Annotated in this window: 22 protein-coding genes and 1 pseudogene; 10 read left to right on the top strand and 13 right to left on the bottom strand. The window is 64.6% G+C overall.

What is annotated here, in order from left to right; translation table 11 throughout:
- The first annotated feature begins 195 nt into the window (after window positions 1-195).
- Window positions 196-2004 (top strand): ABC transporter ATP-binding protein/permease, encoded by a 1809-nt coding sequence (locus tag IRZ77_RS23115; protein ID WP_108480704.1) that lies wholly within the window; start codon window positions 196-198, stop codon window positions 2002-2004.
- On the opposite strand, the gene IRZ77_RS23120 is transcribed toward IRZ77_RS23115, so the two are convergent.
- Window positions 2001-3224: an MFS transporter gene (locus IRZ77_RS23120; RefSeq protein ID WP_153670966.1), complete on the bottom strand. Its 1224-nt coding sequence runs from the start codon at window positions 3222-3224 to the stop codon at window positions 2001-2003. The genes IRZ77_RS23115 and IRZ77_RS23120 overlap by 4 nt on opposite strands.
- Window positions 3225-3523: 299 nt before the next feature.
- On the opposite strand from IRZ77_RS23120, the gene IRZ77_RS23125 reads away from it, so the two are divergent.
- The 5 genes from IRZ77_RS23125 to IRZ77_RS23145 all read left to right on the top strand — a co-directional run bounded on the left by IRZ77_RS23125 (window position 3524) and on the right by IRZ77_RS23145 (window position 8668).
- Complete coding sequence (locus IRZ77_RS23125; RefSeq protein ID WP_108479823.1) at window positions 3524-5758, top strand: TonB-dependent siderophore receptor; 2235 nt, start codon at window positions 3524-3526, stop codon at window positions 5756-5758.
- Between the two features lie 143 nt (window positions 5759-5901).
- Window positions 5902-6189: an iron transporter gene (locus IRZ77_RS23130; RefSeq protein ID WP_108479824.1), complete on the top strand. Its 288-nt coding sequence runs from the start codon at window positions 5902-5904 to the stop codon at window positions 6187-6189.
- Window positions 6186-7700 carry a PepSY-associated TM helix domain-containing protein gene (locus IRZ77_RS23135; protein WP_108479825.1) on the top strand — a complete coding sequence of 505 codons (1515 nt, stop codon included), beginning with the start codon at window positions 6186-6188 and terminating at the stop codon, window positions 7698-7700. Before IRZ77_RS23130 ends, IRZ77_RS23135 begins: the two co-directional genes overlap by 4 nt.
- Complete coding sequence (locus IRZ77_RS23140; RefSeq protein ID WP_046616812.1) at window positions 7697-8029, top strand: DUF3325 domain-containing protein; 333 nt, start codon at window positions 7697-7699, stop codon at window positions 8027-8029. Before IRZ77_RS23135 ends, IRZ77_RS23140 begins: the two co-directional genes overlap by 4 nt.
- Window positions 8030-8128: 99 nt before the next feature.
- Window positions 8129-8668: a histidine phosphatase family protein gene (locus IRZ77_RS23145; protein WP_046616813.1), complete on the top strand. Its 540-nt coding sequence runs from the start codon at window positions 8129-8131 to the stop codon at window positions 8666-8668.
- Between the two features lie 3 nt (window positions 8669-8671).
- Here IRZ77_RS23145 and IRZ77_RS23150 read toward each other — a convergent pair whose 3' ends face one another.
- Entirely contained in the window at window positions 8672-9457 is a 786-nt protein-coding gene (locus IRZ77_RS23150) for a sulfite exporter TauE/SafE family protein (RefSeq protein WP_046616814.1), read from the bottom strand.
- Between the two features lie 225 nt (window positions 9458-9682).
- Window positions 9683-10276 (bottom strand): helix-turn-helix domain-containing protein, encoded by a 594-nt coding sequence (locus IRZ77_RS23155; RefSeq protein WP_085600163.1) that lies wholly within the window; start codon window positions 10274-10276, stop codon window positions 9683-9685.
- Between the two features lie 114 nt (window positions 10277-10390).
- Between IRZ77_RS23155 and IRZ77_RS23160 the strand changes: the two genes are divergently transcribed.
- From IRZ77_RS23160 to IRZ77_RS23170, 3 genes are all read left to right on the top strand, one after another.
- Window positions 10391-11527, top strand: a complete 1137-nt coding sequence (locus tag IRZ77_RS23160; RefSeq protein WP_046616816.1) for an NAD(P)/FAD-dependent oxidoreductase — start codon at window positions 10391-10393, stop codon at window positions 11525-11527.
- 12 nt (window positions 11528-11539) lie between these two features.
- The gene (locus IRZ77_RS23165; protein WP_196174492.1) at window positions 11540-11917 is read left to right on the top strand and encodes a RidA family protein; all 378 of its coding nucleotides are present in this window, start codon (window positions 11540-11542) and stop codon (window positions 11915-11917) included.
- Window positions 11918-12099: 182 nt separating this feature from the next.
- Complete coding sequence (locus IRZ77_RS23170; protein ID WP_196174493.1) at window positions 12100-13164, top strand: YkvI family membrane protein; 1065 nt, start codon at window positions 12100-12102, stop codon at window positions 13162-13164.
- Window positions 13165-13276: 112 nt separating this feature from the next.
- Here the strand turns inward: IRZ77_RS23170 and IRZ77_RS27420 are convergent, their stop codons facing one another.
- The 3 genes and pseudogenes from IRZ77_RS27420 to IRZ77_RS23180 form a co-directional block, all read right to left on the bottom strand.
- Complete coding sequence (locus IRZ77_RS27420; protein WP_371916240.1) at window positions 13277-14062, bottom strand: methyl-accepting chemotaxis protein; 786 nt, start codon at window positions 14060-14062, stop codon at window positions 13277-13279.
- 69 nt (window positions 14063-14131) lie between these two features.
- Window positions 14132-15208: pseudogene (mcpA, locus tag IRZ77_RS27425) on the bottom strand (methyl-accepting chemotaxis protein McpA); the annotation flags it as partial.
- Window positions 15209-15305: 97 nt separating this feature from the next.
- Window positions 15306-16184 carry a LysR family transcriptional regulator gene (locus IRZ77_RS23180; protein ID WP_046616820.1) on the bottom strand — a complete coding sequence of 293 codons (879 nt, stop codon included), beginning with the start codon at window positions 16182-16184 and terminating at the stop codon, window positions 15306-15308.
- Window positions 16185-16285: 101 nt separating this feature from the next.
- On the opposite strand from IRZ77_RS23180, the gene IRZ77_RS23185 reads away from it, so the two are divergent.
- Window positions 16286-16714 carry a PACE efflux transporter gene (locus tag IRZ77_RS23185; protein ID WP_046616821.1) on the top strand — a complete coding sequence of 143 codons (429 nt, stop codon included), beginning with the start codon at window positions 16286-16288 and terminating at the stop codon, window positions 16712-16714.
- A gap of 122 nt (window positions 16715-16836) precedes the next feature.
- Here IRZ77_RS23185 and IRZ77_RS23190 read toward each other — a convergent pair whose 3' ends face one another.
- The 7 genes from IRZ77_RS23190 to IRZ77_RS23220 form a co-directional block, all read right to left on the bottom strand.
- Window positions 16837-17898 carry a hypothetical protein gene (locus tag IRZ77_RS23190; RefSeq protein ID WP_108480306.1) on the bottom strand — a complete coding sequence of 354 codons (1062 nt, stop codon included), beginning with the start codon at window positions 17896-17898 and terminating at the stop codon, window positions 16837-16839.
- Between the two features lie 192 nt (window positions 17899-18090).
- Window positions 18091-18759: a GntR family transcriptional regulator gene (locus tag IRZ77_RS23195; protein WP_046616823.1), complete on the bottom strand. Its 669-nt coding sequence runs from the start codon at window positions 18757-18759 to the stop codon at window positions 18091-18093.
- 16 nt (window positions 18760-18775) lie between these two features.
- Window positions 18776-19480 carry a FadR/GntR family transcriptional regulator gene (locus IRZ77_RS23200; RefSeq protein WP_085600176.1) on the bottom strand — a complete coding sequence of 235 codons (705 nt, stop codon included), beginning with the start codon at window positions 19478-19480 and terminating at the stop codon, window positions 18776-18778.
- 44 nt (window positions 19481-19524) lie between these two features.
- Entirely contained in the window at window positions 19525-20835 is a 1311-nt protein-coding gene (locus tag IRZ77_RS23205; protein ID WP_108480307.1) for a C4-dicarboxylate transporter DctA, read from the bottom strand.
- A gap of 438 nt (window positions 20836-21273) precedes the next feature.
- Window positions 21274-21753 (bottom strand): Lrp/AsnC family transcriptional regulator, encoded by a 480-nt coding sequence (locus tag IRZ77_RS23210; protein ID WP_025338409.1) that lies wholly within the window; start codon window positions 21751-21753, stop codon window positions 21274-21276.
- Window positions 21754-21915: 162 nt separating this feature from the next.
- The gene (locus IRZ77_RS23215) at window positions 21916-22980 is read right to left on the bottom strand and encodes an ornithine cyclodeaminase (RefSeq protein ID WP_046616825.1); all 1065 of its coding nucleotides are present in this window, start codon (window positions 22978-22980) and stop codon (window positions 21916-21918) included.
- A 339-nt stretch (window positions 22981-23319) separates the two neighbouring features.
- A complete protein-coding gene (locus tag IRZ77_RS23220) occupies window positions 23320-25068 on the bottom strand; it encodes a sigma-54-dependent Fis family transcriptional regulator (protein WP_108480308.1) in 1749 nt (582 codons plus the stop codon).
- Between the last annotated feature and the right edge of the window lie 98 nt (window positions 25069-25166).

The following is a 25166-nucleotide window of genomic DNA, read 5'->3' on the forward strand; positions in this document are numbered from 1 at the left end:
CTCTGTGGGAGCGGGTTCACCCGCGAACACCGGCAAAGCCGGTGCCATCCACCGCGTCGCCCGCTTCGCGGCTAAAGCCGCTCCCACAGGGGCCCGCGTAGCTCGCAAAAGCAATCATGAAATGTGCGTCATTTATGCCTGACGAACCACAGGTCAATGCTACGCTCGCGGAAATACTCAGCACGGATACCCACCATGGAAATGAACTGGCACCAGGCCCTGCAAGAGAGCCTGAGCTGGCTGGCATTCGCCTCGTTCATCACTTTTGTCTGCTTCACGGCAGCCGCTACACTGGCCGTACGTTGTACGCGCTGGGGCAGTCAGTTCTGGCAGCTTGCCGGGCCCTATTTCAGTTTCAGGCGCAGTTGGCGGCCGTTGCTGGTGTTCGCCCTGCTGCTGGTACTGACGCTATTCTCGGTGCGCCTGAATGTGCTGTTCTCATTCTGGTACAACGGCTTCTACAGCGCCTTGCAGGGCCTTGACCAGACTGCCTTCTGGTACCTGCTCGGCGTCTTCGCGGTATTGGCCACCATCCATGTGCTGCGTTCGCTGTTCACCTTCTATGTAAGCCAGGCGTTCAGCATCCAGTGGCGGGTCTGGCTGACCGAACGCCTGACCTACGACTGGATGCACGGTGATGCTTATTACCGTGGCCAGTTCCTCGCCGAGCCGGTGGACAACCCCGACCAGCGAATCGAACTGGACGTCAACGCCTTTGTCAGCAACTCGGTGACCCTCGCCCTGGGCGCGGTCAGTGCGCTGGTTTCGCTGGTGGCGTTCACCGGCATCCTCTGGGGGCTGTCGGCGCCGCTGGCCGTCGCTGGTGTGGAGATTCCCCGGGCGATGGTGTTTGCCGTCTACCTGTATGTCATCGTCGCCACCTGGATTGCCTTCCGCCTCGGGCGGCCGCTGATCCGCCTGAACTTCCTCAACGAAAAGCTCACCGCCAACTTCCGTTACGCGCTGATGCGCCTGCGCGAGAACGCCGAGAACATCGCTTTCTACCAGGGCGCGCAGGTCGAGCGGGGCACCTTGCTGGGCCGCTTTGGTGCCTTGATCGTGAATGCCTGGGCGCTGGTGTTCCGGAACTTGAAATTCAGTGGTTTCAACCTGGGCGTGAGCCAGGTAGCAGTGGTGTTCCCGTTCATTCTGCAAGCACCGCGCTTCTTCAGCGGGGCGATCAAGCTGGGCGACGTCATGCAAACCTCCCAGGCCTTTGGCCAGGTGCAGGATTCTTTGTCGTTCTTCCGCGAGTCGTATGATGCCTTTGCCCAGTACCGGGCCACCCTCGACCGTCTGACCGGCTTCCTCGATGCCAACGAGCAGGCAAGCGCTTTGCCGCGCGTCATCACCGAGGACCAGGAGCGTGCCTTATCGATCAGCCGCCTGCAGGTGCTGCGCCCGGACGGGCATGCCCTTATCGCCGACCTGGACCTTGACCTGCACGCCGGCCAGGCGCTGTTGATCAAGGGGCCGTCGGGCAGTGGCAAAACCACGCTGCTGCGTGCGCTGGCAGGCCTCTGGCCGTATGCCGAGGGTGAGGTCAGGCGCCCGCTTGGCCACCAGGCGCTGTTCCTGTCGCAGCGGCCGTACCTGCCGCTGGGCGATCTGCGCGCCGTCATTGCCTACCCGGCGGCCAGCAGGCCTGAGGATGAAACGCGGATGCAGCAGGCCTTGCAACAGGTCAACCTGGCCCACCTGGCCGAGCGACTGGACGTCAGCTGTGACTGGTCACACATTCTCTCGGTTGGTGAGCAACAGCGCCTGGCATTTGCCCGGGTGCTGTTCAACCGGCCGCAGGTGGTGTTTCTCGACGAGTCCACTTCGGCCATGGACGAAGGGCTCGAGCATGCTCTGTATTCACTGTTGCGCACGGAAATGCCGGGGGCGTTGCTGGTCAGTGTCGGGCACCGCAGTACGCTGGCAGATTTCCATACCCATCGGCTGGAAGTGGACGGGCATGGCGGCTGGTCGCTACTGGAGCAGCAGCCAGTGCTGGCCTAGTTCGGCTTGCAGGGGCCTGACCTGAGTAATGCGACCCCGACCAGGGTGCTGCCGGCACACGCTGCGCCAAGCAGGAATGTCGCCTTGAAGCCGACCCCGTCCCACAGCAGTCCGGCCATCACGCTGGCCACCAGCAGCGCCACGCCGGTCAGCAGGTTGAACAGGCCGAAGGCTGTACCGCGCAGTTCGGCGGGGGCGCTGTCGGCGATCATGGCGGCAAAGATACCTTGGCTGAAGCCCAGGTGCAGGCCCCATGCAGCCACCCCCATGGCCAGCCCGGTCCAGCCCGGCAGCAGGGCCAGCAGCAGGTCGGCGGCGACCAGCAGCCCCAGCCCGGTCATCAGCACGCCGCGGCGGCCTACGCGGTCCGACAGCACCCCTGCGGGGTAGGCCGCCAGCGAATAGGTCAAGGCCATTAGCACAAGCACTACCGGCGCCCACAGCGGCGCCAGGCCCATGTCCTGGGCGCGCAGTAGCAGAAACGCCTCGCTGAAGCGGGCGAGGGTGAACAGCGTGGCCAGGCCGATCAGCCGCCAATAGGCCGGGCCCAGGCGGGCCAGCTCGTGCAGTGCCAGCGGTGAACGCACCGTCCGGGTGGAGGCCGGCGTTTCAGGTTCGCGCACGAAGGCAATGAGGATGTACAACGCCACGAACGCCGGGACCACCGCCACCCAGAACACCGTCTGGAAATGGCTCGCGGTCAGCCACATCAGCATGATCACCAGCAACGGCCCAAGGAACGCGCCCACGGTATCCAGCGCCTGGCGCAGGCCGAAGGCTGCACCACGCAGTTCAGCGGGCGTAACGTCGGCCACCAGCGCATCGCGCGGCGCCCCACGAATGCCTTTGCCGACCCGATCTACGAAGCGGGCCGCGGTCAGCCACTCCAGCCCGGAGGCCATGGGGAATACCGGCTTGGTCAACGCCCCCAGGCCATAGCCCAGCACCGTGAGCAGCTTGCGCTTGCCCAGCCGGTCGCTGAGGGCACCGGAAAACACCTTGGTGATCGAGGCGGTCGCTTCGGCGATACCTTCGATAAAGCCCACCGCCACTACCGAAGTGCCGAGCACGGTGACCATGTAAAGCGGCAGCAATGCGTGAATCATTTCCGAGGAAATGTCCATGAACATCGACACGAAGCCCAGCGCCCAGACACTGCGAGGGATCTTCGACAGTGACCGGGTGGCGTTCGTGGTGTGGCTTTCTCCGTGGCTGCGCATCAGGAGGCTCGGCAGAGGGGCTACGTTCGAAACTGTAGGAGGCGTCGCGCAGGATGCAAATCGGACAGGTGTATGCATGCAACAGCGCGAATAGCCGGGCTGCGCCGGCACGCCATCGTGTCCGCAAAGTTCCGTTACAAACATGTAAACTTCGTAAATAAGATTTAAACTCATTTGCGAATCCCTATATTTACCATCCCTGTTGGCCACCAGACTGTGTTTGCGAGGCCGGTGGGCGAAGGCTCCCGGTTTCCGACAGGGATGTGCCGTTTCGCTCATGAATCGCAGGAGATGTACCCATGCAGTGCAAGACTTCACCCAACAGCCTGGCCCTGGCGTTCGTCGCGCTGGCGTCACCGGCCATGGTGGCCACCGCGGCCCAAGCCGAAGAACAGCGTACGGGTGAGGTGCTGGAGATGCCGGTCGCCGACAACGCGCTGGTAATCCAGGACACCCTGGTCACCGCCGAACGCGAGGCACGCCAGGCCTTGGGTACGTCGATCATCACCGCCGAAGATATCAAGCGCCATCCGCCAGCGAATGACCTGTCCGACATCATCCGCCGCGAGCCCGGGGTGAACCTGACCGGCAACAGCGCCAGCGGCGCGCGTGGCAACAACCGGCAGATCGACCTGCGCGGCATGGGCCCGGAAAACACCCTGATCCTCATCGACGGCAAGCCATCCAGCGCACGCAATGCCGTGCGCTATGGCTGGAACGGCGACCGCGATACCCGCGGTGAAACCAACTGGGTACCAGCAGAAGCGGTCGAGCGCATCGAGATCCTCCGTGGCCCGGCGGCCGCACGTTACGGCTCCGGCGCCATGGGCGGGGTGGTCAATATCATCACCAAGCGCCCCGCCGACGAGTTCAAGGGCAGCGTCAGCCTGTACACCCAGCTGCCGGAAGACAGCGCCGAGGGCGCCAGCCGCCGGGCCAACTTCAACCTGGGCGGCGGCCTGACCGACAACCTCGGCTTCCGCCTGTACGGCGGCCTGGCCAAGACCGATGCCGACGACCTGGACATCAACGCCGGGCATGCCACCAGTGCGCTGGTGGCGGGCCGCGAAGGCGTACGCAACAAGGACATCAATGGCCTGCTGAGCTGGAAGCTGAACGACGAGCACCGCCTCGAGGCCAGTGCCGGCTACAGCCGCCAGGGCAATATCTTTGCCGGCGACACCATGAACAGCAACGGCGGTGGTGACGTCGAGTTCGTGTCCAGCCTGTACGGCCACGAAACCAATGTGATGCAGCGCAGTACCTACGACCTGACCCACCTGGGCGATTTCACCTGGGGTACCAGCAAGACCGTGCTGGCCTACGAGTACGTGCGCAACTGGCGCCTCAACGAGGGCCTGGCAGGCCGCACCGAAGGTGCCCCCAATGCCGAAGGCGCCGCCATGTCGCGCCTGCGCAATACGCGCCTGAGCAGCGAAGTGAACCTGCCATTCGCCATGGGCAGCACCGAGCATGTGCTGACCCTGGGCGGCGAGTACCTGTACGAAGCGCTCAATGACCAGGGCTCGCTGCGCCCGCAAAGCTCGGACCCTACCGTTAACGACGGATTGGTCGGCTTCGACCGCAGCAGCTCGAAGATGACCGCCCGCAGCTATGCGCTGTTCGTCGAGGACAACATCATTGTCGGCGACACCACCATTACCCCGGGCCTGCGTTTCGACCACCACGAAACCTTCGGCGACAACTTCAGCCCCAGCCTGAACCTTTCGCACAAGCTGACCGAAGCACTGTCGGTCAAAGGCGGTATCGCGCGCGCCTACAAGACCCCGAACCTGTACCAGTCCAACCCCAACTACCTGCTGTACAGCCGCGGCAACGGTTGCAGCGTGCAGCAGACCAATAACGGTGGCTGCTACCTGCAGGGCAACGCCGACCTCAAGCCCGAGATCAGCGTCAACAAGGAAATCGGCCTGATGTACGACCGGGGTACCTGGCGCAGCAGTGCCGCGTACTTTCGCAACGACTACAAGAACAAGATCGTCGGTGATACCGACGTGTTGTACACCATCGGCACCGGCAGCCGTGTGACCCAGTGGGACAACGCCGGCAAGGCGCGGGTGGAAGGTATCGAAGGCAACCTGTTCATCGAGCTGGCCCCGGCCCTGGACTGGAACACCAACCTGACCTGGATGCTCGACAACGACAACCGCGAGACCGGCGAGCCGCTGTCGGTGATCCCGGAATACACCGTCAACACCACCCTCGACTGGCGCGCCACCGAGAAGCTGTCGTTCCAGGTGGCGGGTACCTACTTCGGCAAGCAGAAGTCGCCGACCTTCAACGAACGCACCCAGCAAGGCTACGACAAGACCGCGCAACAGGACGTGGAAGCCTACGGCCTGGTGGACGTGAGCGCCGGTTACAAGTTCAACGCCAACTACGACGTGCGGTTGGGGGTGAACAACGTGTTCGACAAGCAGATCCTGCGTGGCGGCAACGCCAGCACGTCGGGCGCCAATACCTATAACCAGCCGGGCAGGGCGGTGTTCGCTGCGCTGAACATCAACTTCTGATCCAAGGGGCCGCTTTGCGGCCCATTTCGTCGGCAAGCCAGCTCCCACTGGTACCACACAGTCTTCGAACTGGGAGCTGGCTTGCCGGCGAATGGGCTGCAAAGCAGCCCCGGATGCTACCGAGCAACGCCAAGGAGCCCACGATGATCAAAGCCCCCGCCTGGCTGCAGATCCTCTCCCGCAGCTGTGCCGCACTGTTCGGCGGCTATGCCCTCAGCTACGCCGCCAGCGCCTGCCTGACCCGCATCCTGCCGCTGGCTGCCGCCGATGCGGTCATCGTAGCGACCCTGCCGGCCTTCATCTTCTATACCGCCGCAATCCTCTGGGCCTTCGCCTGCAGTGATGCCCTGCGTGCCTGGGCTCCGCTGGCTGTGGCCGTACCGCTTGCCCTGATCGGCTTCTGGCCGCAAGCACTGGGGTGGCTGGCATGAAGAACAGCTTCACCCAATCGATGGCCTGGCTGCACACCTGGGCCGGGCTGATTTTCGGCTGGCTGCTGTTCGCCATCTTCGTCACCGGCACCCTGGCGGTGTTCGACAAGGAACTTGACCACTGGATGCAACCGGAAATCCCGGCCACCGAGGTGCCCCAGGCCGACGCCGCGCGGCGCGCCATTGCCTACCTGCAGGCCCACGAGCCGCAGGCTGGCAACTGGGGCATCAGCCTGCCGAGCGAGCGCTCGCCCGGGTTGCGCGTGTCCACGGGCGAGCGTCGCCATGGCCCCGTCGTTCAACTCGACCCGCACACTGGCGAGGCCATCGAGGTGCGTGACAGCGTTGGTGGCAACTTCTTTTTCCGCTTCCACTTCACCCTCGATCTGCCACGCAACTGGGGCATCTTCGTTGTCGGCGCACTGGCGCTGGTGATGCTCGCGGCGCTGGTCACCGGTATCGTCATCCACAAGAAGATCTTCAAGGAGTTCTTCACCTTTCGGCCGAACAAGGGCCAGCGCTCGTGGCTGGATTTCCACAACGCCAGCGCGGTGCTGTTGCTGCCGTTCCACCTGATGATCACCTACACCGGCCTGGTGATCTTCATGCTCATCTATATCCCGGCCGGGGTCGATGCGCTGTTCGCCGGCGACAACCGTGCCTACTTCCAGGCCCAGGGCAATGCCCGTCTGGAGCAGCCTGGCGGCCTGGCCAGGCAACCCGCCGCGCTGGTCGATGTGGCGCCATTGCTGGCCCAGGCCGAGGCGCGCCTGGGGCCGATTGGTGGCCTGAACATCCGCAATCCCAATACGGCGGCGGCGCGTATCGAAATACGCCCCGGACTGGGCAATCGCATTGCCTTGGCCAAGGGGCAGGCCATGGTCTTCGATGGTGTCAGCGGGCAGTTGCTCGGCGACGTCGTCGAATGGCGCGCGGCGCCATTGACCCAGCGGGTCATGGCCGGCCTGCATTTCGCCCAGTTTGGCGGCTACCCGATGCGCTGGCTGTATTTCGTCTGTGGTCTGGTCAGTTGCCTGATGATCGCCAGCGGGCTGGTGCTGTTCTGCGTGAAGCGTGGGCGCAAGTACACCAGCGCCGAGGCTGCGGTGCGGCGTTGGTACCGGGTGGCGGAGGTGTGCAACGTGGGCTTCGTCAGTGGCCTGTTGTTGGCGTGCGTGGGGTTGCTATGGGCCAGCCGCGTGCTGCCGGTGGAACTGGCGCAGCGGGAGAGCTGGGAGGTTCGTGCGTTCTTTGGTGTATGGCTGCTGGCGCTGTTGCATGCCGGTATCAGGCCGGTACGCAGAGCCTGGATCGAGCAACTGCTGCTGACCGCGTTGCTGTGCATTGGCCTGGGTGCGTTGGGTGGCTTGGGCGACGCCATGCGCCTGGGGGTGGCGGCCTGTGCTCTGGTGTTGGGTGTATTGCTCGGGCTGCTGGTCTGGCGCTTATGGCAGGCTCAGTGGGGGACACAGAAGGCCAGGTCAGGGCGGTGTATGGAGGCCGGGGCATGATGATGTGGGTCATGGGCGGCGTGTTGTTCGCCTACGCTGGCATGCTGGGGCTGTGCCAGGGGCTGGAGCGGCATTACAAGCAGGTATGGAACCGCACCTGCCCGCAGGTGCTGCGTGTCGGCTTGCGCACGGCCGGGTGGCTGGCATTGTTGGGCAGTCTGGTGCTGTGTATCCAAGCCTGGGGCTGGGCCATGGGGCCGGTGGCCTGGTTTGCCGCGATGTCGCTGGCGGGGATGCTGCTGGTATTGCTGCTGCCGTACTGGCCGCGGCTGGCGGTGGGGTTGGTGGCAGCGGTGCCGGTTTGGGGACTGATGCGGGTGATGATCTGATCAGGCACCATCGTCGGCGCAGCCGGTGCAATATTGTTGCGGCAGAAAGCGCCACGGCATGCTAAACCTTGCGACCCAACCTGCCGCGAGAGAAACCCGGTGAAAGCCGTCCGCCTGACCCTGATGTGCCATGCCCTGACCCAGGCCCAGAAGACCGGGCGCCTGCACCGCGCCGAGGACGGCATCCTGCCGTTGGGTCAGCCGCCTTTCGCTGACCTTTCCGATGTGCCGGTGCTGGCTGCACCAGAGCGTCGAGCCTGCGAGACGGCGGCGTGGTTTTCCAGACCTGTGCAGGTCGAGCCGGCCTTGGCCGATTGCGACCTGGGGCGTTGGCAGGGGCTGACGCTGAAGCAACTGCAGGCCGAGCAACCGCAGGCGTTGGCCGAATGGCTTCAGGACCCGGCCAGTGAAGTCCATGGGGGCGAGTCGTTCGCTGTGCTTTGCCAGCGCATCGCTGCCTGGCTGGCGGCCTTCGACAGGCCGGGCGAATGGCTGGCGGTTACCCACCCGATGGTCATGCGCGCCGTGCTGGTGCAGGTACTTGGCTGCCCGATGGGTGCCAGCCAGCGGGTCGACGTGTTGCCGCTGTCGCGCCTGGAGCTGAGCTTTACCGGGCAGTGGCGCCTGCGCCTGGGCTGAAGGTCAGAACGCCAGTTTGTAGCCGATCAGCAGCAGCATCGCCGCCAGGCACGGACGCAGCACGCGGTCGGAAATCCGCCCGGTGAGGTGGCTGCCCAGGTAGATGCCTGGCAGCGAGCCAAGCAGCAGGTAGCCCAGCAGCGACCAGTCCATGTTGCCCATGCCCGCATGGCCCAGGCCCGCCACCAGAGTCAGTGGCACGGCGTGGGCGATTTCGGTACCGACAAGGCGGCGGGTGACCAGGAACGGGTACAGCAGGAACAGCGCCACGGTACCCAGTGCGCCAGCACCGATGGAAGTGAGGGTGACCATCACCCCAAGCACCACGCCGGTGAGCACGGTAAGGATGTTCAGGCTGCGGTCGCTGAGGTGGTAGTGGTCACCGGCATGGCGGCTGGCAAAGGCCTGCAGGCGCGATTTGAACAGGATGGCCAGCGCGGTCAGGATCAGCACCACCGCCAGGCCTTGCTTGATGACGGCGTTGAGCGCCGAAGTGTCGGTGTGCAAGGTGCTGAGGAACCACAGGGTCAGCGCCGCTGCGGGCACGCTGCCCAGGCTTAGCAGGCCGGTGATCTTCCAGTCGACGTTCTTGTTGCGCGCATGCACCCAGACGCCACTGGCCTTGGTGATGGCGGCATAGAGCAGGTCGGTGCCGACGGCGGTCGCCGGGCTGATGCCAAACCACAACAGGATCGGGGTCATCAGCGAGCCGCCGCCGACGCCGGTCATGCCGACGATGAAACCCACGACCAGGCCCGCAATGGTGAAACCGAAAGAACCTACATCCATACGCTACTCGACTGCCCAACTTTGCCCGTTATCGGATGCAGCCAGCATATAGATTTTTTTATAGCCAAATAGACTTGTTCGTTATTAGGTTATAACCGAGTGCTGCCTGCCGGGGCCCTATCGCCGGCAAGCCGGCTCTCACACCGACCGCATCAACCTCAGGGCCTGTGCAGTACTTGTGGGAGCTGGCTTGCCGGCGAGAGGGCCCTGGCAGGCAGCACCGGGTCAGCGATCAGTCATCACCACCATCACATGCGCATCTGCCCCATCGTCACTCTCCGACAGGTAGATATGCCCCACCTGGCTGTCGAAATACGCCGTTTCCTGCGGCCCGATGCTCACCGCTTCGCCGGTTTCGAACTCGATACGAACGCGACCGCTCAGCACCAACGCGAACTCTTGCCCGGGGTGGCGGATAAAATCGTCGAACTGGCCGCGTTCACGGGCGATGATGCGGGCGTAGGCGGGTGTCATGCGCCGTTCGGGGAAATCGCCGGCGATCGGGTGGTAGTCATAGGTGCCGGTCGAGTAACCCGCCGCCGCCGGCAATGAGTCGACCACCACGGTCACCGGCACAGGCGCCGTGACCGTTCCACTGGCGCGCAAAAGCTGGGCAATGTCGACATTCAGCGCCCGGGCGGCGGCGGCGAGCTTTTCGTAGCTGACCGAGACCTGCGCCAGTTCCATCTTCGACAAGGTGGACACCGGTACGCCACTGGCTTCGGACAATTGCTTGAGGGTCATCTGGCGGGCCTTGCGCACCTGGCGCAGGCGCTGGCCGACTACGGCACGGTCCAGCAGGGGGAGGGCAGCGGGCATTCGGGGGTCTCGGCATGCAGCGTTGGTCGGGCATCTTACCTTGGACCCTTGCGTATTCATAAATTCTCATATATTAGAATTCTCATAAATGATAATTTCTTGACAGGAGCGTGCATGACCCTGATCTACGACACCCTGATCATCGGTGCCGGTATTGCCGGTGCTTCCTTGGGTTATCGCCTGGCCGGCCGGCAGAAGGTGTTGTTGCTCGAGCGCGAGGCACAGCCTGGCTACCATTCCACCGGGCGTTCGGCAGCCATGTTCATGGAGGCCTACGGCACCCCGCAGATCCAGGCGCTGACCCGTGCCAGCCGAGGCTTCTACGAAGCACCACCGCAAGGGTTCTGCGAGCACCCATTGCTGGAACCGCGCGGCTGCCTGTACGTCGCCAACCTGGAGCAGCGCGCGCTGCTCGAGCAGACCCACGCGCAGAACCTGGCCAACGGCACCGAGGTCAGCCTGCTCGACCGCGACGCGGCCCTGGCCCTGGTACCGAGCCTGCGTGGCGAGAACCTGGCCGGCGCGGTGCTTGAAGCGGGTGCCATGGACCTGGACGTGCATGCCTTGCACCAGGGTTTCTTGCGCGGCTATCGCGCCGCTGGCGGCGAAATGCGCTGCAACGCCGAGCTGATTCAGGCCTGGTACCTGGATGACCTGTGGCAGGTGGAACTGGGCGATGGCAGCCGCGTGCAGGCGCGCCAGCTGGTCAATGCCGCTGGTGCCTGGGCCGACCATGTGGCCGAGCAATGTGGAGTGGCGCGTATCGGCCTGCAACCCTGTCGGCGTAGTGCCTTCACCTTCCCCGGCCCGGAGGACCAGGACTTCGCCCGCTGGCCGGCGGTAATCGGCGTAGACGAAAGCTTCTACTTCAAGCCCGACGCCGGCCAGCTGCTGGGTTCGCCGGCCAATGCCGACCCGGTCGAACCCCAGGACGCCGCGCCCGAGGAGCTCGACGTGGCTTTGGGCATCTACAACATCGAAGCCATGACCACCCTGGCGATCCGCCGGCCGAGCCACACCTGGGCCGGGCTGCGCTCGTTCGTCGCCGACGGCGACCTGGTGATCGGTTTCGATGTGCATGCGCCAGCGTTCTTCTGGCTGGCGGCACAAGGTGGCTATGGCATCCAGTCGGCTGCGGGCGCTTCGCGCCTGGCTGCCGACCTGCTGCTGGGCCAGCCTCTGTGTCCTGGCCTTGTCAGCCAGGGGGTGGTGCCCGAGCGCCTGTCCCCGGCACGTTTCCAGCAATCCTGAAAGGAGCATCCCATGAGCAATGATATCCAGCGTTTCCCCAGCAGCCTGCCGTTCCCGTTCTCCCGTGCGGTTAAAGCCGGCGGCTTTCTGTTCCTGTCCGGCCAGGTGCCGATGAGTGCCGGCGGTGAAGTGGTGCGCGGTGACATCCAGACCCAGACCCGCGCCGCCTGCGAGCGCATCGGCGAAAGCCTGGCGGCCTGCGGCGCGGGTTTCGACCAGGTGGTCAAGGCCACGGTGTGGCTGTCGGACATGAGCCACTTCGCCGGCTTCAACGAGGTGTACAAGGAGTTCTTCGGCGCAGCGCTGCCGGTGCGTTCGACCGTGGCCTCGGCATTGGCGCTGGGGGGGGATGTGGAGATCGAAGTGCAGGCGTTTGTCGGAGATTTTTGACCGAACAAATCGCCCATGTGGGAGCGGCCTTGTGTCGCGAAAGGGGCGCGGAGCGGCCCCAGGATTTCTGCATTGCTGCACAGATCGCCGGGGCCGCTCTGCGGCCCTTTCGCGACCCAAGGCCGCTCCCACAAAAGCGCTGTGGTGGCAGTGGGACCACAACAATAAATCCAGAGGGTCCCCTGCAAGAGCAGCTGAATATTGCAGGCGCATTTGTCGGCGTGATCGTGGGGGCGGGGTTCGCTTCGGGGCGGGAACTGTTGTTGTTCTTTGTCGATTTTGGCGTATGGGGGTTGGCCGGTGCACTGGTCAGTGCAGCCTTGTTCACCCTCCTCGGCATGGCCCTGGCGGGGCTGGGCAATCGCCAGCAGGCCACCTCGCACAAGGATGTGATCCAGGCCATCTGCGGCCGTCACCTGGGCCTGTTCGTCGACTGGCTGATCACCTTTTTCATGTTTGCCGTCACCGTGGTCATGCTGGCCGGTGGTGGTGCCCTGCTGGAGCAGCAGTTCGGTATCCCGGCGCTGACCGGCAGCGTGCTGGTGACACTGGTGGTGGTGGGCATCGTGTGCCTGGACGTGCGCAAGGTGATCCTCGCCATTGGCGCCATTACCCCGTTGCTGATCCTGGTGGCATCGGCGATCGCGTTGTACGCCGTGTTCAGCCGGGAGCAGAGCTTCGCCCAGCTTGACCACCTGGCCAGCCAGCAACAAGCGGGCACTCGTCACTGGCTGCTGGGGGCGTTGCTGTACGTGTCGTACAACATCGTTGCCGGCGCGCCGATCCTGGCCATCCTGGGCGGCTCGGCCAAGGGCGAGAGAACTGCAGTATGGGGTGGGCTGCTTGGTGGTGCAGCATTGGGCGGGCTGATGCTGGTGATGAGTGCCGGGCTGTTGTCGCGCCTGGACAGCGTGGCTGACCTGCCGATGCCGATGCTGTCGATCGCCAACGAAGTATCGCCACTGCTGGGGCTGGTGATGTGCCTGATCATCTTCGGCATGATCGTCAACACCGCCGTGGGTACGTTGTTTTCCTTCCTCGCGCGGCTGATGCCGTCGGGTACGGCGAAGTTTCGCTGGGGCTCGGTGGTGACCGGGGTGGTGGCGTTCGGTTGCAGCCTGGTGGGGTTCATCAGCCTGGTGGGTGAGGTGTACCCGGTGTTCGGCTACCTGGGCTTCGTTCTGATGGCGGCGGTGCTGTTGGCCTGGTTGCGGCGGAGCAAAGTGGTTAAAGCGGCGGTGGCGTAGGGGGCTGCTGCGCAGCCCGATCGCGACACAAGGCCGCTCCCACAAGGATCGCATGGCACCTGTGGGAGCGGCCTTGCGTCGCGATTGGGGCGCAGAGCGCCCCCCTGGGCCATCAGATCCTGAAGCTGCCTACCAGCTGCTTCAGGCGCCCGGCCTGCTGGGCCAGTTGGTCGCAATGGCGCAGGGTCTCGTTGAGGTTCTCCACCCCTTGCTGGTTCAGGGCGTTGATCTGGGTGATGTCCAGGTTGAGGCTCTCGACCACGGCGGTCTGCTCTTCAGTAGCGGTAGCCACCGACTGGTTCATGCCATCGATCTCGCCAATGCGCTGGGTCACGCTGGCCAGGCGCTCGCCGGCCTGGTTGGCCACCTGCACGGTCTGCTCGCTGGAAACCTGGCTGGTGTTCATGGTGTGCACCGCTTCGCGCGAGCCTACCTGCAGGCTGGTGATCATGCGGTGGATTTCTTCCGCAGATTCCTGGGTGCGGTGCGCCAGGTTGCGTACCTCGTCGGCCACCACGGCAAAGCCACGGCCGGCCTCACCTGCACGGGCCGCTTCGATGGCGGCGTTCAGCGCCAGCAGGTTGGTCTGCTGCGAGATGCCCTTGATCACGTCGAGGATCTTGCCGATTTCGTCAGTGCTGGCGTTGAGCGTTTCGATTTGCGCACAGGACTCGCTGATGCGCTGCGACAGGGCGGTCATGGCGCTGATCGCTTCTTCGACCACTTCACGGCCACCGTGGGCCTGCTCGCTGGCACCGCTGGCATGCTGCGAGGCATCGGCGGCGTTACGGGCGATTTCCTGGGTGGCAGCCCCCAGCTCGTTGATCGCTGCGGCCACGCTATTGGTGCGCATGCTTTGCTCTTCGGAGCCGATGATCGACGCATTGGAGGCGTTCATCACCTTTTCCGACAGGTCGTGCACCAGGCGGGTTGCCGAGGACACTTCGCTGATCGAGGCATGAATACGCTCGACGAAGCGGTTGAACGAAGTGGCCAGCTCGCCGAACTCGTCCTTGTTCTGCACAGTCAGGCGGCGGGTAAGGTCACCTTCGCCCTCGGCGATGTCGCGCATGGCGCGGCCCATGGTGGTCAGCGGGCTCATCAGCACCGGGATCAGCAGGCCGAGCAGGCCGGCGATGGCAGCCACGGCGATCAGCATGGCGATGATCGCCGAGGTGCGGAACTGGCTGAGCGCGGAGTAGGCCTTGTCCTTGTCGATCGACAGGCCGATGTACCACTGTGCCGAGGGCAGGCCGGCTACCGGGGCGAAGGAGATGATGCGGTCCTGGCCATTGAGGGTGACATCCTGCATGCCGGCGGCGACTTGCAGGTTGCTGCCGGGGTAGATGTCCTTGAGGTTCTTCATCACCTGGTCTTTGTCGGGGCTGACGATCACCTGGCCATTGCTGTCGGCCAGGAAGGCGTGGCCGATGCCGCCGAAATCGACCGAGTTGATGATCTCGACCAGGGTATCGAGGGTGACGTCACCGCCGACCACACCGATCAACTCGCCATTGCCCTTGCTTTTCACCGGCGTGGCGATGGTTACCATCAGGCCGCCGACAGCGCCCTGGTACGGGGCAGTCAGCACGGTCTGCCCGGCGCTGGCCGCGGCGCCGTACCACGGGCGCTGACGTGGGTCGTAACCGGCGGGCATCTGCGTATCGGGGCGCTGGGTGAACACACCGTTGGCCTGGCCCAGGTAGGTGAACAGGAAATTGCGCGTGTAGGACGGCTGCTCGATCAGCCCGGGCAGGGTGTCACCGGCGCCTTGCTGGGCGATGTCCTGAGCCAGGTTTTCCAGTACCAGGATGCGTCCGCTCATCCAGTTCTGCACGCTGCTGGCGGTCAGTGCACCGGACTGCTGCACCGAAGCTTCTATGTTCTGGCGAATGGTGTTGCGTTGCAGGTAGTCGTTGTAGAGCGTGAACAGGGCAAATGCCAGGACCACGACGCCGCAGGCGCTGAGCAGGATCTTGTGGCGAAATTTCAGGTTCATGTTTCGAGACCTTGGGCCAATGAGGGGAGGGCGCAGCGCGCTCATGACGCATTGCGGAACCTATCGACCGGGATATCGGCTCAAGGGGTAAAAGACTGAAGTGCTTACAGAAATTTCTTACGGTCGTTTCGACGGACGGCATTCACTGGCTACACAAATTCTCGATCAACAGGCGTGCAGCCTGCTGCAACGGTTGCTGCCTGCGCCAGAAGATGTGTACCGGCAACTGCAGCTCGTTGCAGGTGTTGCGAAAATCCAGGCGCACCAGGCGCCCGCTGGCCAGCAGTGGCGCGACCCGCGACAACGGCAGGTCGCCCCAGCCCAGGCCGGCCTCCACCATCTGCAGGGCGAGGTCGAAACTGTCGGTTGACCAGTGCGTTGCGCCTATCAGCGGGCGTGGGTCGGCCAGCGGCAGGTCACGGCTGCGTACCAGGATCTGGCGTACCCGGGTCAGGTCTTCGAGGTAGTGGATTCGCCCCCCGCGCAAGGCCGGATGGGTGGGGGACAGGGTGGCTACCAGCGACTCCATGCCGATGTGCTGGAAGCCGCGACGGGCATCGACCTGCAGTCCGGCAAAGGCCACGCATAGGTCGGCGCGGCCGCTGTCGAGCAGGTGCATGGCCTCTTCCTGCGGAGCGCTGAGCAGGGCGATGTCAAGCAGCGGGTGCCGCTCACCCAGGCAGGCGATGGCCGCCAGCAGCGGGCTGTGGTCGATGTCCGGCACCACGGCCAGGGTCAGGCTGCTCTCCAGCCCCTGCGACAGCTCCAGGGCATGCACCTGCAGCAACCCCAGCTGCTCGGCGATCAGCCGGGCATGGGGTTCCAGCGCCATGGCCTGGGCGGTCGGGCGGACTTCGCGGGGGCCGCGCTCGAACAGGGTGTAGCCTAGTTCGGCCTCGAGGTTGCCGATGGCCATGCTCACGGCCGAAGGCACCCGCTGCAGGGCGCGCGCGGCCGCGGAGAACGAACCACGGTCGAGTACGGCGAGAAACAGCTGGATATTGTCACTGGAAAAGTTCATGGCAGCCTCCTGTCAGTAGATCTGACAGCTGCTGACTTTTGCTGTCAAGCACGATGAAGCATGATCGCGCCCCATCGCTTTGTCATTGGAGGCAACCCCGGGTGCAGGGAATCAAACGCAAACTGGTCTACGTGACTTTCTATGAACTGATCGGGCTGTGCATGTCGACCCTCGGGCTGGCCTACCTGTCGGACACCCAGGCCTCGCATACCGGGCCTCTGGCGGTGATGATCACCACCATCGCCATGCTCTGGAACCTGATCTACAACACCTTGTTCGAGTGGTGGGAGAGCCGCCAGGCCAAACGCGGGCGCAGTGTGGCACGGCGGGTGGCGCATGCCATCGGCTTCCAGCTGACCCTGGTGGTGTACCTGATCCCGCTGATTGCCTGGTGGCTGGACATGACATTGCTGGAGGCGTTGCTGGTGGACATGGCGTTCATCGTGCTGGTGCCGTGCTACACCTTTGCCTACAACTGGGCGTTCGACCGGGTCTTTGGCTTGCCCAGTTCGGCAATGGCAGCAGCCTGATTCAACCTGTTCCGTCCTCTTCGCAGCACAAGGCTGCTCCTACAGCGACCGCACAACCTTCAGGCCGGTGCGGTCGCTGTAGGAGCAGCCTTGTGCTGCGAAGAGGACCGAACAGTCAACCACTAAGGTGGCAGCCGAATGATCAAAGGCTCCTGCTGCTGCCTCACCTGCTGCTCGACCGGTTGTTCCTCCGTCCTCGGCGCACTGGCCAGCAAGCTGTCCTCGACCTGCCCCGACAGGTAGTACACCCCTGCCATGGCCCCGCTCTGGCGGTTCTCCATCAGCTCCTGCCATTCCTGGTTCAGCGCCACGTTGAGGATCACCCGCAACTGCTCGACCATCTGCGGGTGTTCACGGTCATGGGTCATCATCCCGTAACCGGCCGCCGCAATCGAAATCATCGCCCCCGCCACCTTGCCTACCGCCGACGCCACGGCACTGGCGATGCCGCGCGGAGCCAGGGTAGCGCCAAGCTTTTCACTGGCCTGGTTGGCCACCGAATTCAGCCCGACATCGGTCTTCCCGGGGCCTTTGCTGGCCTGTTGGTGCAGGTGCTGGCGCATGGCTTGCCAGGCCGGTTGCTGCGCCAGCGACTTGGCCCGCAGCAATTGGTACAGGCTGGCATTGCGTGCATCCGGCGGCCCCAGGGCGATGGCGGGAATGCGGTTGAGGCGCTGGCTGAACTGCTCGGGGGGGGCGTTGTAGCGGCTGATGATAGCCGGCAACTGCTGGCCGAGCAGTTGCAGGTACAGCTCGCTGGCGCGGTCGCGAATGCCTTCGGGGTTGATCTGCTCGGCCACCGGTTCGATAACCCGCTTGTGGTACTGCTCCTGCAGGTACAGCGCCAGGCGCTTTTCCGCCGGTTCCCGTCCTTCACCGCTGTCGATCTTGTACCAGGCTACCTTGAGGGTCAGCCACTGCTGGGTCCAGTAGCCGGTAAACCAGGGGATGAAGTCGCTTTCGGTGCGCTGCTGTACCTGTTCCTTCCATACTCGCATGGAGCGCCGGGCATAGTCGTTGGCCGAGCCGGTGGCGCCAACCGAGGCTTCGATCAGGTCCTGATCGATGCGTTGCCAGGCGGCGGAGGTGAGCACTACCGGTGCCTGGGGGATAGGTGCGGGCTTGCCTGCGCAGCCCGCCAGGGCCAGCAGCAGGCACAGCAGCAGGAGGACTCGAGTGCTCACGCGACCGCCTCCCTGGTCGAGGCTGGGGTGGTTCTCGGAGTATAGGGTGGGGAGTGAAGGGCTGCCGTGCAGCCCATCGACGCGGTTCGTCGCCACGACAAGCCACCTCCCACAGGGACCGCGATGACCTCGGGAACAGCGCGAAACCTGTGGGAGCTGGCTTGCCGGCGATGGGACGCGCAGCGTCCCCGATTATTCCAGGTCGAGCTTTTCTTCCAGGCGGTCGAGATGCTTGTGCATCAGCTCCAGCGCCGCCTCTGCATCGCCGCGCTCCACGGCATCGATGATCGCCGCGTGTTCCTGCCACGCGCAGTGGTCGCAGCATGGCGACTCGTAGCGGGCGATGATCAGCGAGGTCATCGGCACCAGGCCGTTGAGGAACCTTGCCAGTGGCGCATTGGCGGCCACCTGCGCCAGCTTCAGGTGAAACTCGCCGCCCAGGCGGATCGCCGCACAACGCTCGCCACTTTCATGGTGCTGGCGCTCGCGCTCCACCAGTTGCCGCAGCTGGCGAACCTGCGCCGGCCGGGCGCGTTGCGCGGCCAGGGTGATCAGCGTGGTTTCGGCCAGGCGCCGGGCGCTGAGCACCTGGCGTGCCTGCTCCGGGTCGGGCGCGGCCAGATGCGCAGTGTGGCTGGGGCGTTGCACCACCACCTGCTGGTCGGACAGGCGCCCGAGCACACGGCGGATCACTGTACGGCTGACGCCGAAGGCATGGCCCAGCGCCTGTTCGGGCAACAGGCTGCCAGGTGGCAGGCGCTGTTCGAGAATGGCATCGAACAGCCGCGGGTAGATCTGCTCGGCCGACAGGCGGGTTTCGCCGGCCGCTAGCAGGGCCGGCAAGTGACGGGCGGCGTTCATGGTCGCTCTCCTGGGGTCATGGATGCTGGTGTTCGTCCGGGATATTCAACGGGATGCCCATGCGCAACCCTTCGGCCAGGATGTGCTGGCGCATCTGGGCACTGGCCTGGGCGCTGCTGCGCTCACGTATGGCGCGCACCACCGCTTCGTTTTCCTTCAGCCGCGCGGCCAGGTGCTCTGGCGAATTGCGCAGCATGTCGGCGCTCTGCTTGAGGGCATTGCCGGTCTGTTGCACCACGCTCTGGAAGATCGGGTTGGTGGTCAGGGCGAACAGCGCTTCATGGAAGGCGATGTAGGCCCTGACGCCGGCTTCGCTGTCATCTGCCTCCAGCGCTTCACGCATGTCCATCAGGGTCAGGCGCAGCTGGCCGATGTCCTGGCTGTTGGCCGACTGCGCCACCAGGCCGACGATGAAAGGCTCAAGTGTGTAGCGCAGCTCCAGCACGTCGGCCAGGCTGGCTGCGGCGCTGGTGTCCTGGCCCGGTTCCTGGGCGGCGGCATCGGCATCCAGCACCAGTACGCCCTTGCCCGGCAGCGAGCGCACCAGGCCCAAGGTTTCCAGCACGGTCACCGCTTCGCGCAGGCTGGGGCGGCTGATACCCAGTTGTTCGGCCAGCTCGCGCTGGCCTGGCAGCATGTCGCCGGTACGCCATTGGCCGCGGGCGAGGGCCTGGCGCAGTTTTTCCACCACTGAGTTGACGACGGTAGATGAGCTGATCACGGTTCGCTCCTGGAAGGGCCGGCATCAGTGCCGGCCGCGTTCGCTCAGAATTCCTGTTGATGGGGGGTGGGCTGCTTGCGTGGCGTGGGGGCGAAGCCGGGTTTGCCATCGAGCACGTTGTGCGCGCGTTCCAGGTCGATGTCCTTCTCCCAGCGGGCAATGGCCACCGTGGCCACGCAGTTGCCGATCAGGTTGGTCAGCGCCCGGCCGATGCCCATGAACCAGTCCACCGCCAGCACCAGTACCAGGCCGACCACCGGGATCGCCGGCACGGCAGTCAGGGTAGCGGCGAGGATCACCAGCGCCGAGCCTGGGATGCCGTGAGCGCCCTTGGAAGTCACCAGCGACACCAGCAGGATGGTCAGCAGGTCGGTCATTGCCAGTGGCGTGCCGGTGGCGTTGGCGATGAACACGATGGCCAGGGTCAGGTAGATGGAAAAACCATCGAGGTTGAACGAATAACCGGTGGGGATCACCAGGCCGACGGTGGAACTGCCGATGCCTAGGTGCTCGAGCTTGCGCATGATCTGTGGCAGTACGGCGTCGGACGAGGCGGTGCCCAGCACGATGGTCAGCTCTTCACGCAGGTATTTGATCAGTGGCAGCAGCTTCAGGCCCGACAGGCGCATGACCGTGCCCAGCACGATCAGTACGAAGCCGGCACAGGTCAGGTAGAACAGCGCCACCAGCCCGCCCAGGTGTTGCAGCGATTCCAGGCCGTACTTGCTGGTGGTGAAGGCGATGGCGCCGAACACGCCGATCGGTGCCAGGCGCACGATCATGCCCATGATGCGGAAGATCACATGGCTCAGTTCGTTGATCAGCCGCGAGATGCCGGCTGCCGAGTCGCCCACCAGGTTCAGCGCGCTGCCGAACAGTACCGAGAACAGCAGTACCTGGAGGATGTTGTTGTCGGCAAAGGCGCCGATCACCGAGGTGGGGATCAGGTCCATGAAGAACGCCGTGGCACCGTGGATGTGCTGGCCGCGCTCGGCCAGGCTGCTGGCGTCGGCGCTGGACAGTTGGTCCAGGTGGATGTTGGCCCCGCTGCCGATGCCGCTGGTGAAGGCGAACACCAGGCCGATCACCAGCGCCAGGGTGGTCAGCACTTCGAAGTAGATCACCGACTTCAGGCCGATACGCCCGACCTTTTTCAGGTCGCCGGCGCCCGAGATACCGCTGACCACCACGCAGAACACGATCAGGCCGATGAGCATCTTGATCAGCTTGATGAAGCCGTCGCCAAGGGGTTTGAGTTGCAGGGAGAGGTCGGGGAAGCTGAGACCGCAGGCGATGCCGAGGGCAAGGCCCAGCACGACTTGAAGGAAGATCGAACGCGAGCACCATTTGAGCATGGGAGGGATCTCTGATCGGTGTCCTTGCTTCGGTAGCCGCACGGGGCGAAAGAGCGCAGGACTTAATTATTGTGGTCTTACCGGTTTGTTCAGCGCGAAGCCATGAAAGCGCGAAAAATCCGACATTGCAAGGATTTTTGGCCTTACCGGTCTGACCAGTTGTGGGGCAATCCAGCCTGCCTCGCTCTAATTCGGTGCGTCTGCCTGGATCCGGCCGCACTGTGGCCGTTCGCAGGCCAATCGCAGCGGCGAACCGCTTGCGCACATGAATCAGATCAGGCTTTGACCAGTGCCTCGGGCACCGCTGCAATCAGCTTGCCAAGCGCCATGCCGACTCCGATGTTTTCGATAACACCATGATTCGCAATGGTTATTTGCATTATGCGGGTGACCTGAAAAAATCCGCGCCCGGCGCATGGCGCGAATGTTGAGCGTGCGTCAGCGAGCCATCGGCTTGACCTCGGCCAGCACCGGATGCGCGACCAGTTTGTCGATGTGCAGAGTGTCGTCGTTCATCCAGCTTTCGCTGAGCAGCCGGTAGTGTTCCATGTCGCGGCAGCGCAGGCGCAGGCTGTAGTCGAAGTGGCCGCTGATCAGCTGGCATTCGTGCACTTCCGGGCAGTTGCGTAGGGTGGCTTCGAAGGCCTTCTGCGCGGCACGCCCGCTTTGGTTGGACAGGGCGACCAGTACTAGCAGCGACACCCCGGGCGCGACCTTCTGCAGATCGATGATCGCCCCGTAGCCGCGGATCACGCCACGGCGCTCCAGCTTGCGCACACGCTCCAGGCAGGGGCGCGGGGTGAGGTGGACGAGGCTGGAAAGTTTTTCGAAGGTGATGCGGCCGTCATGGCGCAGGATGTCGATGATCGCTTCGTCGATGCGGTCCAGGGGGTGGGCGTTGGCGTCCTTGGTGTCCATGCGCTTGGGCTTCGTTCGGAAGAGGGCATGGGACAGGTTAGGCGGTAAAGGGGGCCGCTGCGCGGCCCATCGCGACACAAGGCCGCTCTCACAAGGGATACGCGGTCCTTGTGCAGGAGCGGCCTTGTGTCGCGATGGGCTGCGCAGCAGCCCCAGGATCCATCAGGCGCAGACAGAACCAGCCTTGGGCACCGCCCGCAACTCCACCACCCGCGGCTGCAACAGCCCATACAAATCCTTCGGATCCTCCAGCACCGGCACCAGCCCGATGTCCGTGCCGATACCCATTGCCTGCGCCGTATCCAGCACATAGCGCAAGGCCGAGTAATCCTCCAGAGCAAACCCCACCGAGTCGAACAGCGTCACCTGTTCGGCGCGCTCACGCCCCTTGGCTTCCCCGGCAACCACACGCCAGAACTCGGTCACAGGCGAGTCCGCCGGCATCTGCTGGATCTCGCCTTCCACCCGGCTCTGCGGTTCGTACTCGACGATCACCCGGGCCCGCTCGACAATCGCCCGGTGCAGCTCGGTCTTGCCCGGGCAGTCACCCCCCACTGCATTCAGGTGCATGCCCGGCTCGATCATCTCCGGGGTGAGAATGGTGGCGCAGGCCTTGTCGGCGGTCACCGTCGTGACGATATCGGCCCCGCGCACCGCTTCGGCCACGGAGCTGGCGATGCTCAGCTTGAGGCCGGGGCGGTTGGTCAGGTTGGCGACCAGCTTGGCCGAGGCGGCCGGGTCGATGTCGTACAGGCGGATTTCATCGATGCCCAGCAGGGCATTGAAGGCGATGGCTTGGAACTCGCTCTGCGAGCCATTGCCGATCAACGCCATGCTGCGGCTGTCTTCGCGCGCCAGGTAGCGGGCGGCAAGGGCCGAAGTGGCCGCAGTGCGGATGGCGGTGGTCAGGGTCATTTCACTGAGCAGCAACGGTGCACCGGTATCGACGCTCGCCAGGGCGCCGAAGGCCATTACCGTGGGCAGGCCATGGCGAGTGTTCTTCGGATGGCCGTTGACGTACTTGAAGGCGTAGCGGCTGGCGTCCGAGATTGGCATCAGCTCGATCACGCCGTCCGCCGAATGGTTGGCCACCCGGGCGCATTTTTCGAAGGCGGGCCAGCGCAGGTAGTCCTGGCGGATGTACTCGGCCATTTCCAGCAGGCACGTGGGCAGGCCTTTGCGGTTGACCAGGCGGGCCAGGTCTTGCACATCGATATAGCGGGTCATGAGGGGTCTCCCTGCGGTCGACGCTTCCAGAGTGGGTTCTGGTTTCATTGTGCGGCGGGTGGGGAGGTAAAGCTGGCTGTAATGGGTTGTGGCGGCAGCGGCTTTGGCTGATTTCGCTGCGCTGGCAGCCGAATCGGCTGTGGCTGCCTGGGTCGGCCCTATCGCCGGCAAGCCGGCTCCCACAGGGATATCACAGGCCTTGAGAGCGGCGCTGTACCTGTGGGAGATTGCCCAGTCCTTTGGGCTGCGCTGTCGCACAGGGAACAATGCTCGAGAGCGTGCCACATTCCCTTGTGGGAGCTGGCTTGCCGGCGATGAGGCCAGCACAGGCAAAGGCAATCATCGCTCACGCAACCGCTTGTACAGCGTGGTGCGGCTGATCCCAAGCCCGCGCGCCACCGCCGACAGGTTGCCGTTGGCTTGCTCCACCAGCGCGTGCAGGTCCGCTTCCTCAGTGGCAAGCAGCACGGGGGCCTGCAACTCGGCCAGAAATCCTGCAGGCAGGTGCTCGACGCCAACCGGCCCATTGCCCGCCAAGGCCAGCGCCACCTGCAGCACACTCACCAATTCACGCATGTTCCCCGGCCAGGGGTGCTGATCGAGCAGTTCGATAATGGCCGCAGGCAGCCGCGCAGGCTGCCCGGGGTCGCGGTAGCGTGCATGCACCTGTTCGATAAGTTGCCGGCGGTCACTGCGCTCGCGCAGAGGCGGTAACACCACTGCCAGCCCGGCGATGCGGTAATACAGGTCCTGGCGAAAGCGCCCGGCGCGCACTTCTTTGGCCAGGTCGCGGTTGCTCGCCGACACCACGCGAATATCCACCGCCACCGGTTCGCCGCTGCCCAACGGCTGAATACTGCGCGTCTGCAGCACGCGCAGCAGGCGGGCTTGGGTGGGCAGTGGCATATCGCCGATTTCGTCGAGGAACAGGATGCCGTGGTGGGCCTTGCGAATCAGCCCTGGGTTGCCCTTCTGGTGGGCGCCGGTGAACGCGCCCTTGTCGTAGCCGAACAGTTCCGACTCCACCAACTCGGCCGGGATCGCCGCGCAGTTGACCGCGATCAGCGGCTGGCTGGCGCGGCTGCTGGCCCGGTGCAGGGTATCGACGAATACCTCCTTGCCTACGCCGGTCTCCCCCTGCACCAGCACCGGGATGTCCTTTTCCAGCAGCAGGCCGGCCTGTGCCAGGGCCTTTTCCAGGCGTGGATCGGCGCTGCAGGCGGCGGGGCGGCCGGGGGCCTCGCGCGGCGGCTGCCACTGGCAATGAAAGCGGTTGCGCCCGGTGGCTTGCAGGGCAAAGGGTTGTTGCCGGGGATGGTTGAGCAGTTGTTGCACGGGCAACTGGAACAGTTGCGCGATGTTCTGCAGCAGCGGGTTGCACCCGAGCAGGGTGTCTGCCCGGTGATTGGCGGCCAGCACCTGCCCGTGCTCATCGAACACCAGCAGGCCGGCCCAAGGGCTGTCGAGGTTGTCGGAGGCGCTGTTGAAGATCAGCTGAGCGTGCCGGTCGGCGTGCTCGGCGAGGATCAGGCGGTTCTCCAGGCTCTGGCCCATCATGCGTACCAGGCCCAGGGTCTGGCTGGCGGGCAGGTAGCCGTCGCTGGCTACATCTAGCACCCCGACCAGCTGCCGCTCGGCGTCGAACAGCGGCGCGGCGGCGCTGGACATGTAGCGGTTCTGGCGCAGGAAGTGCTCGTCCTGGCCCACGTGGATCGCCTCGGCGCAAACCAACGCGGTGCCCAGCGCATTGGTGCCGACACCGCGCTCGTGCCAATGGGCACCAGCGCTGAAGCCATGCTGCTGGCGCGGTTCGATGAAGCGCCGCGAGCCCCAGCTGTCGAGCAGGCAGCCGCTGGCATCGGCCAGCATCACCAGGTAGCTGGCATTGCCCAGCAGGTGCGCATATTGCGGCAGCACCGCTTCGCGGGTCAGGCGCAGCAGGGCCTGGCGCTGCTCCAGCAGGGCGTTCAGCTCGGTGCGGGTCAGGCAGTCGAAGTCCGGGGCGTGCTGGGGTTGCAGGCCGTGGTCGCGGCAACGGGCCCAGGAGGCCTGGATCAGTTGGGCATGGGGCGAAGCGGATGCGGCCATGGGCCTGTCCTGTGTGATTGTTGTCATGGGGCCGACCGCTGTTCAGTGTCGTGCACGGTTGTTCAATGTCAAACCGGCAAGTGTTCAGTTGTTCAGTG

It is taken from the genome of Pseudomonas pudica (assembly GCF_015680405.1).
Taxonomy (GTDB): Bacteria; Pseudomonadota; Gammaproteobacteria; order Pseudomonadales; family Pseudomonadaceae; genus Aquipseudomonas; species Aquipseudomonas pudica.

Coding starts and splice junctions, on each gene's coding strand:
- IRZ77_RS23115 (WP_108480704.1), top strand. CDS start 196: ATGGAAATGAACTGGCACCAGGCCCTGCAAGAGAGCCTGAGCTGGCTG.
- IRZ77_RS23120 (WP_153670966.1), bottom strand. CDS start 3,224: ATGCGCAGCCACGGAGAAAGCCACACCACGAACGCCACCCGGTCACTG.
- IRZ77_RS23125 (WP_108479823.1), top strand. CDS start 3,524: ATGCAGTGCAAGACTTCACCCAACAGCCTGGCCCTGGCGTTCGTCGCG.
- IRZ77_RS23130 (WP_108479824.1), top strand. CDS start 5,902: ATGATCAAAGCCCCCGCCTGGCTGCAGATCCTCTCCCGCAGCTGTGCC.
- IRZ77_RS23135 (WP_108479825.1), top strand. CDS start 6,186: ATGAAGAACAGCTTCACCCAATCGATGGCCTGGCTGCACACCTGGGCC.
- IRZ77_RS23140 (WP_046616812.1), top strand. CDS start 7,697: ATGATGATGTGGGTCATGGGCGGCGTGTTGTTCGCCTACGCTGGCATG.
- IRZ77_RS23150 (WP_046616814.1), bottom strand. CDS start 9,457: ATGGATGTAGGTTCTTTCGGTTTCACCATTGCGGGCCTGGTCGTGGGT.
- IRZ77_RS23155 (WP_085600163.1), bottom strand. CDS start 10,276: ATGCCCGCTGCCCTCCCCCTGCTGGACCGTGCCGTAGTCGGCCAGCGC.
- IRZ77_RS23160 (WP_046616816.1), top strand. CDS start 10,391: ATGACCCTGATCTACGACACCCTGATCATCGGTGCCGGTATTGCCGGT.
- IRZ77_RS23165 (WP_196174492.1), top strand. CDS start 11,540: ATGAGCAATGATATCCAGCGTTTCCCCAGCAGCCTGCCGTTCCCGTTC.
- IRZ77_RS27420 (WP_371916240.1), bottom strand. CDS start 14,062: ATGAACGCCTCCAATGCGTCGATCATCGGCTCCGAAGAGCAAAGCATG.
- IRZ77_RS23180 (WP_046616820.1), bottom strand. CDS start 16,184: ATGAACTTTTCCAGTGACAATATCCAGCTGTTTCTCGCCGTACTCGAC.
- IRZ77_RS23195 (WP_046616823.1), bottom strand. CDS start 18,759: ATGAACGCCGCCCGTCACTTGCCGGCCCTGCTAGCGGCCGGCGAAACC.
- IRZ77_RS23205 (WP_108480307.1), bottom strand. CDS start 20,835: ATGCTCAAATGGTGCTCGCGTTCGATCTTCCTTCAAGTCGTGCTGGGC.
- IRZ77_RS23210 (WP_025338409.1), bottom strand. CDS start 21,753: ATGGACACCAAGGACGCCAACGCCCACCCCCTGGACCGCATCGACGAA.
- IRZ77_RS23215 (WP_046616825.1), bottom strand. CDS start 22,980: ATGACCCGCTATATCGATGTGCAAGACCTGGCCCGCCTGGTCAACCGC.
- IRZ77_RS23220 (WP_108480308.1), bottom strand. CDS start 25,068: ATGGCCGCATCCGCTTCGCCCCATGCCCAACTGATCCAGGCCTCCTGG.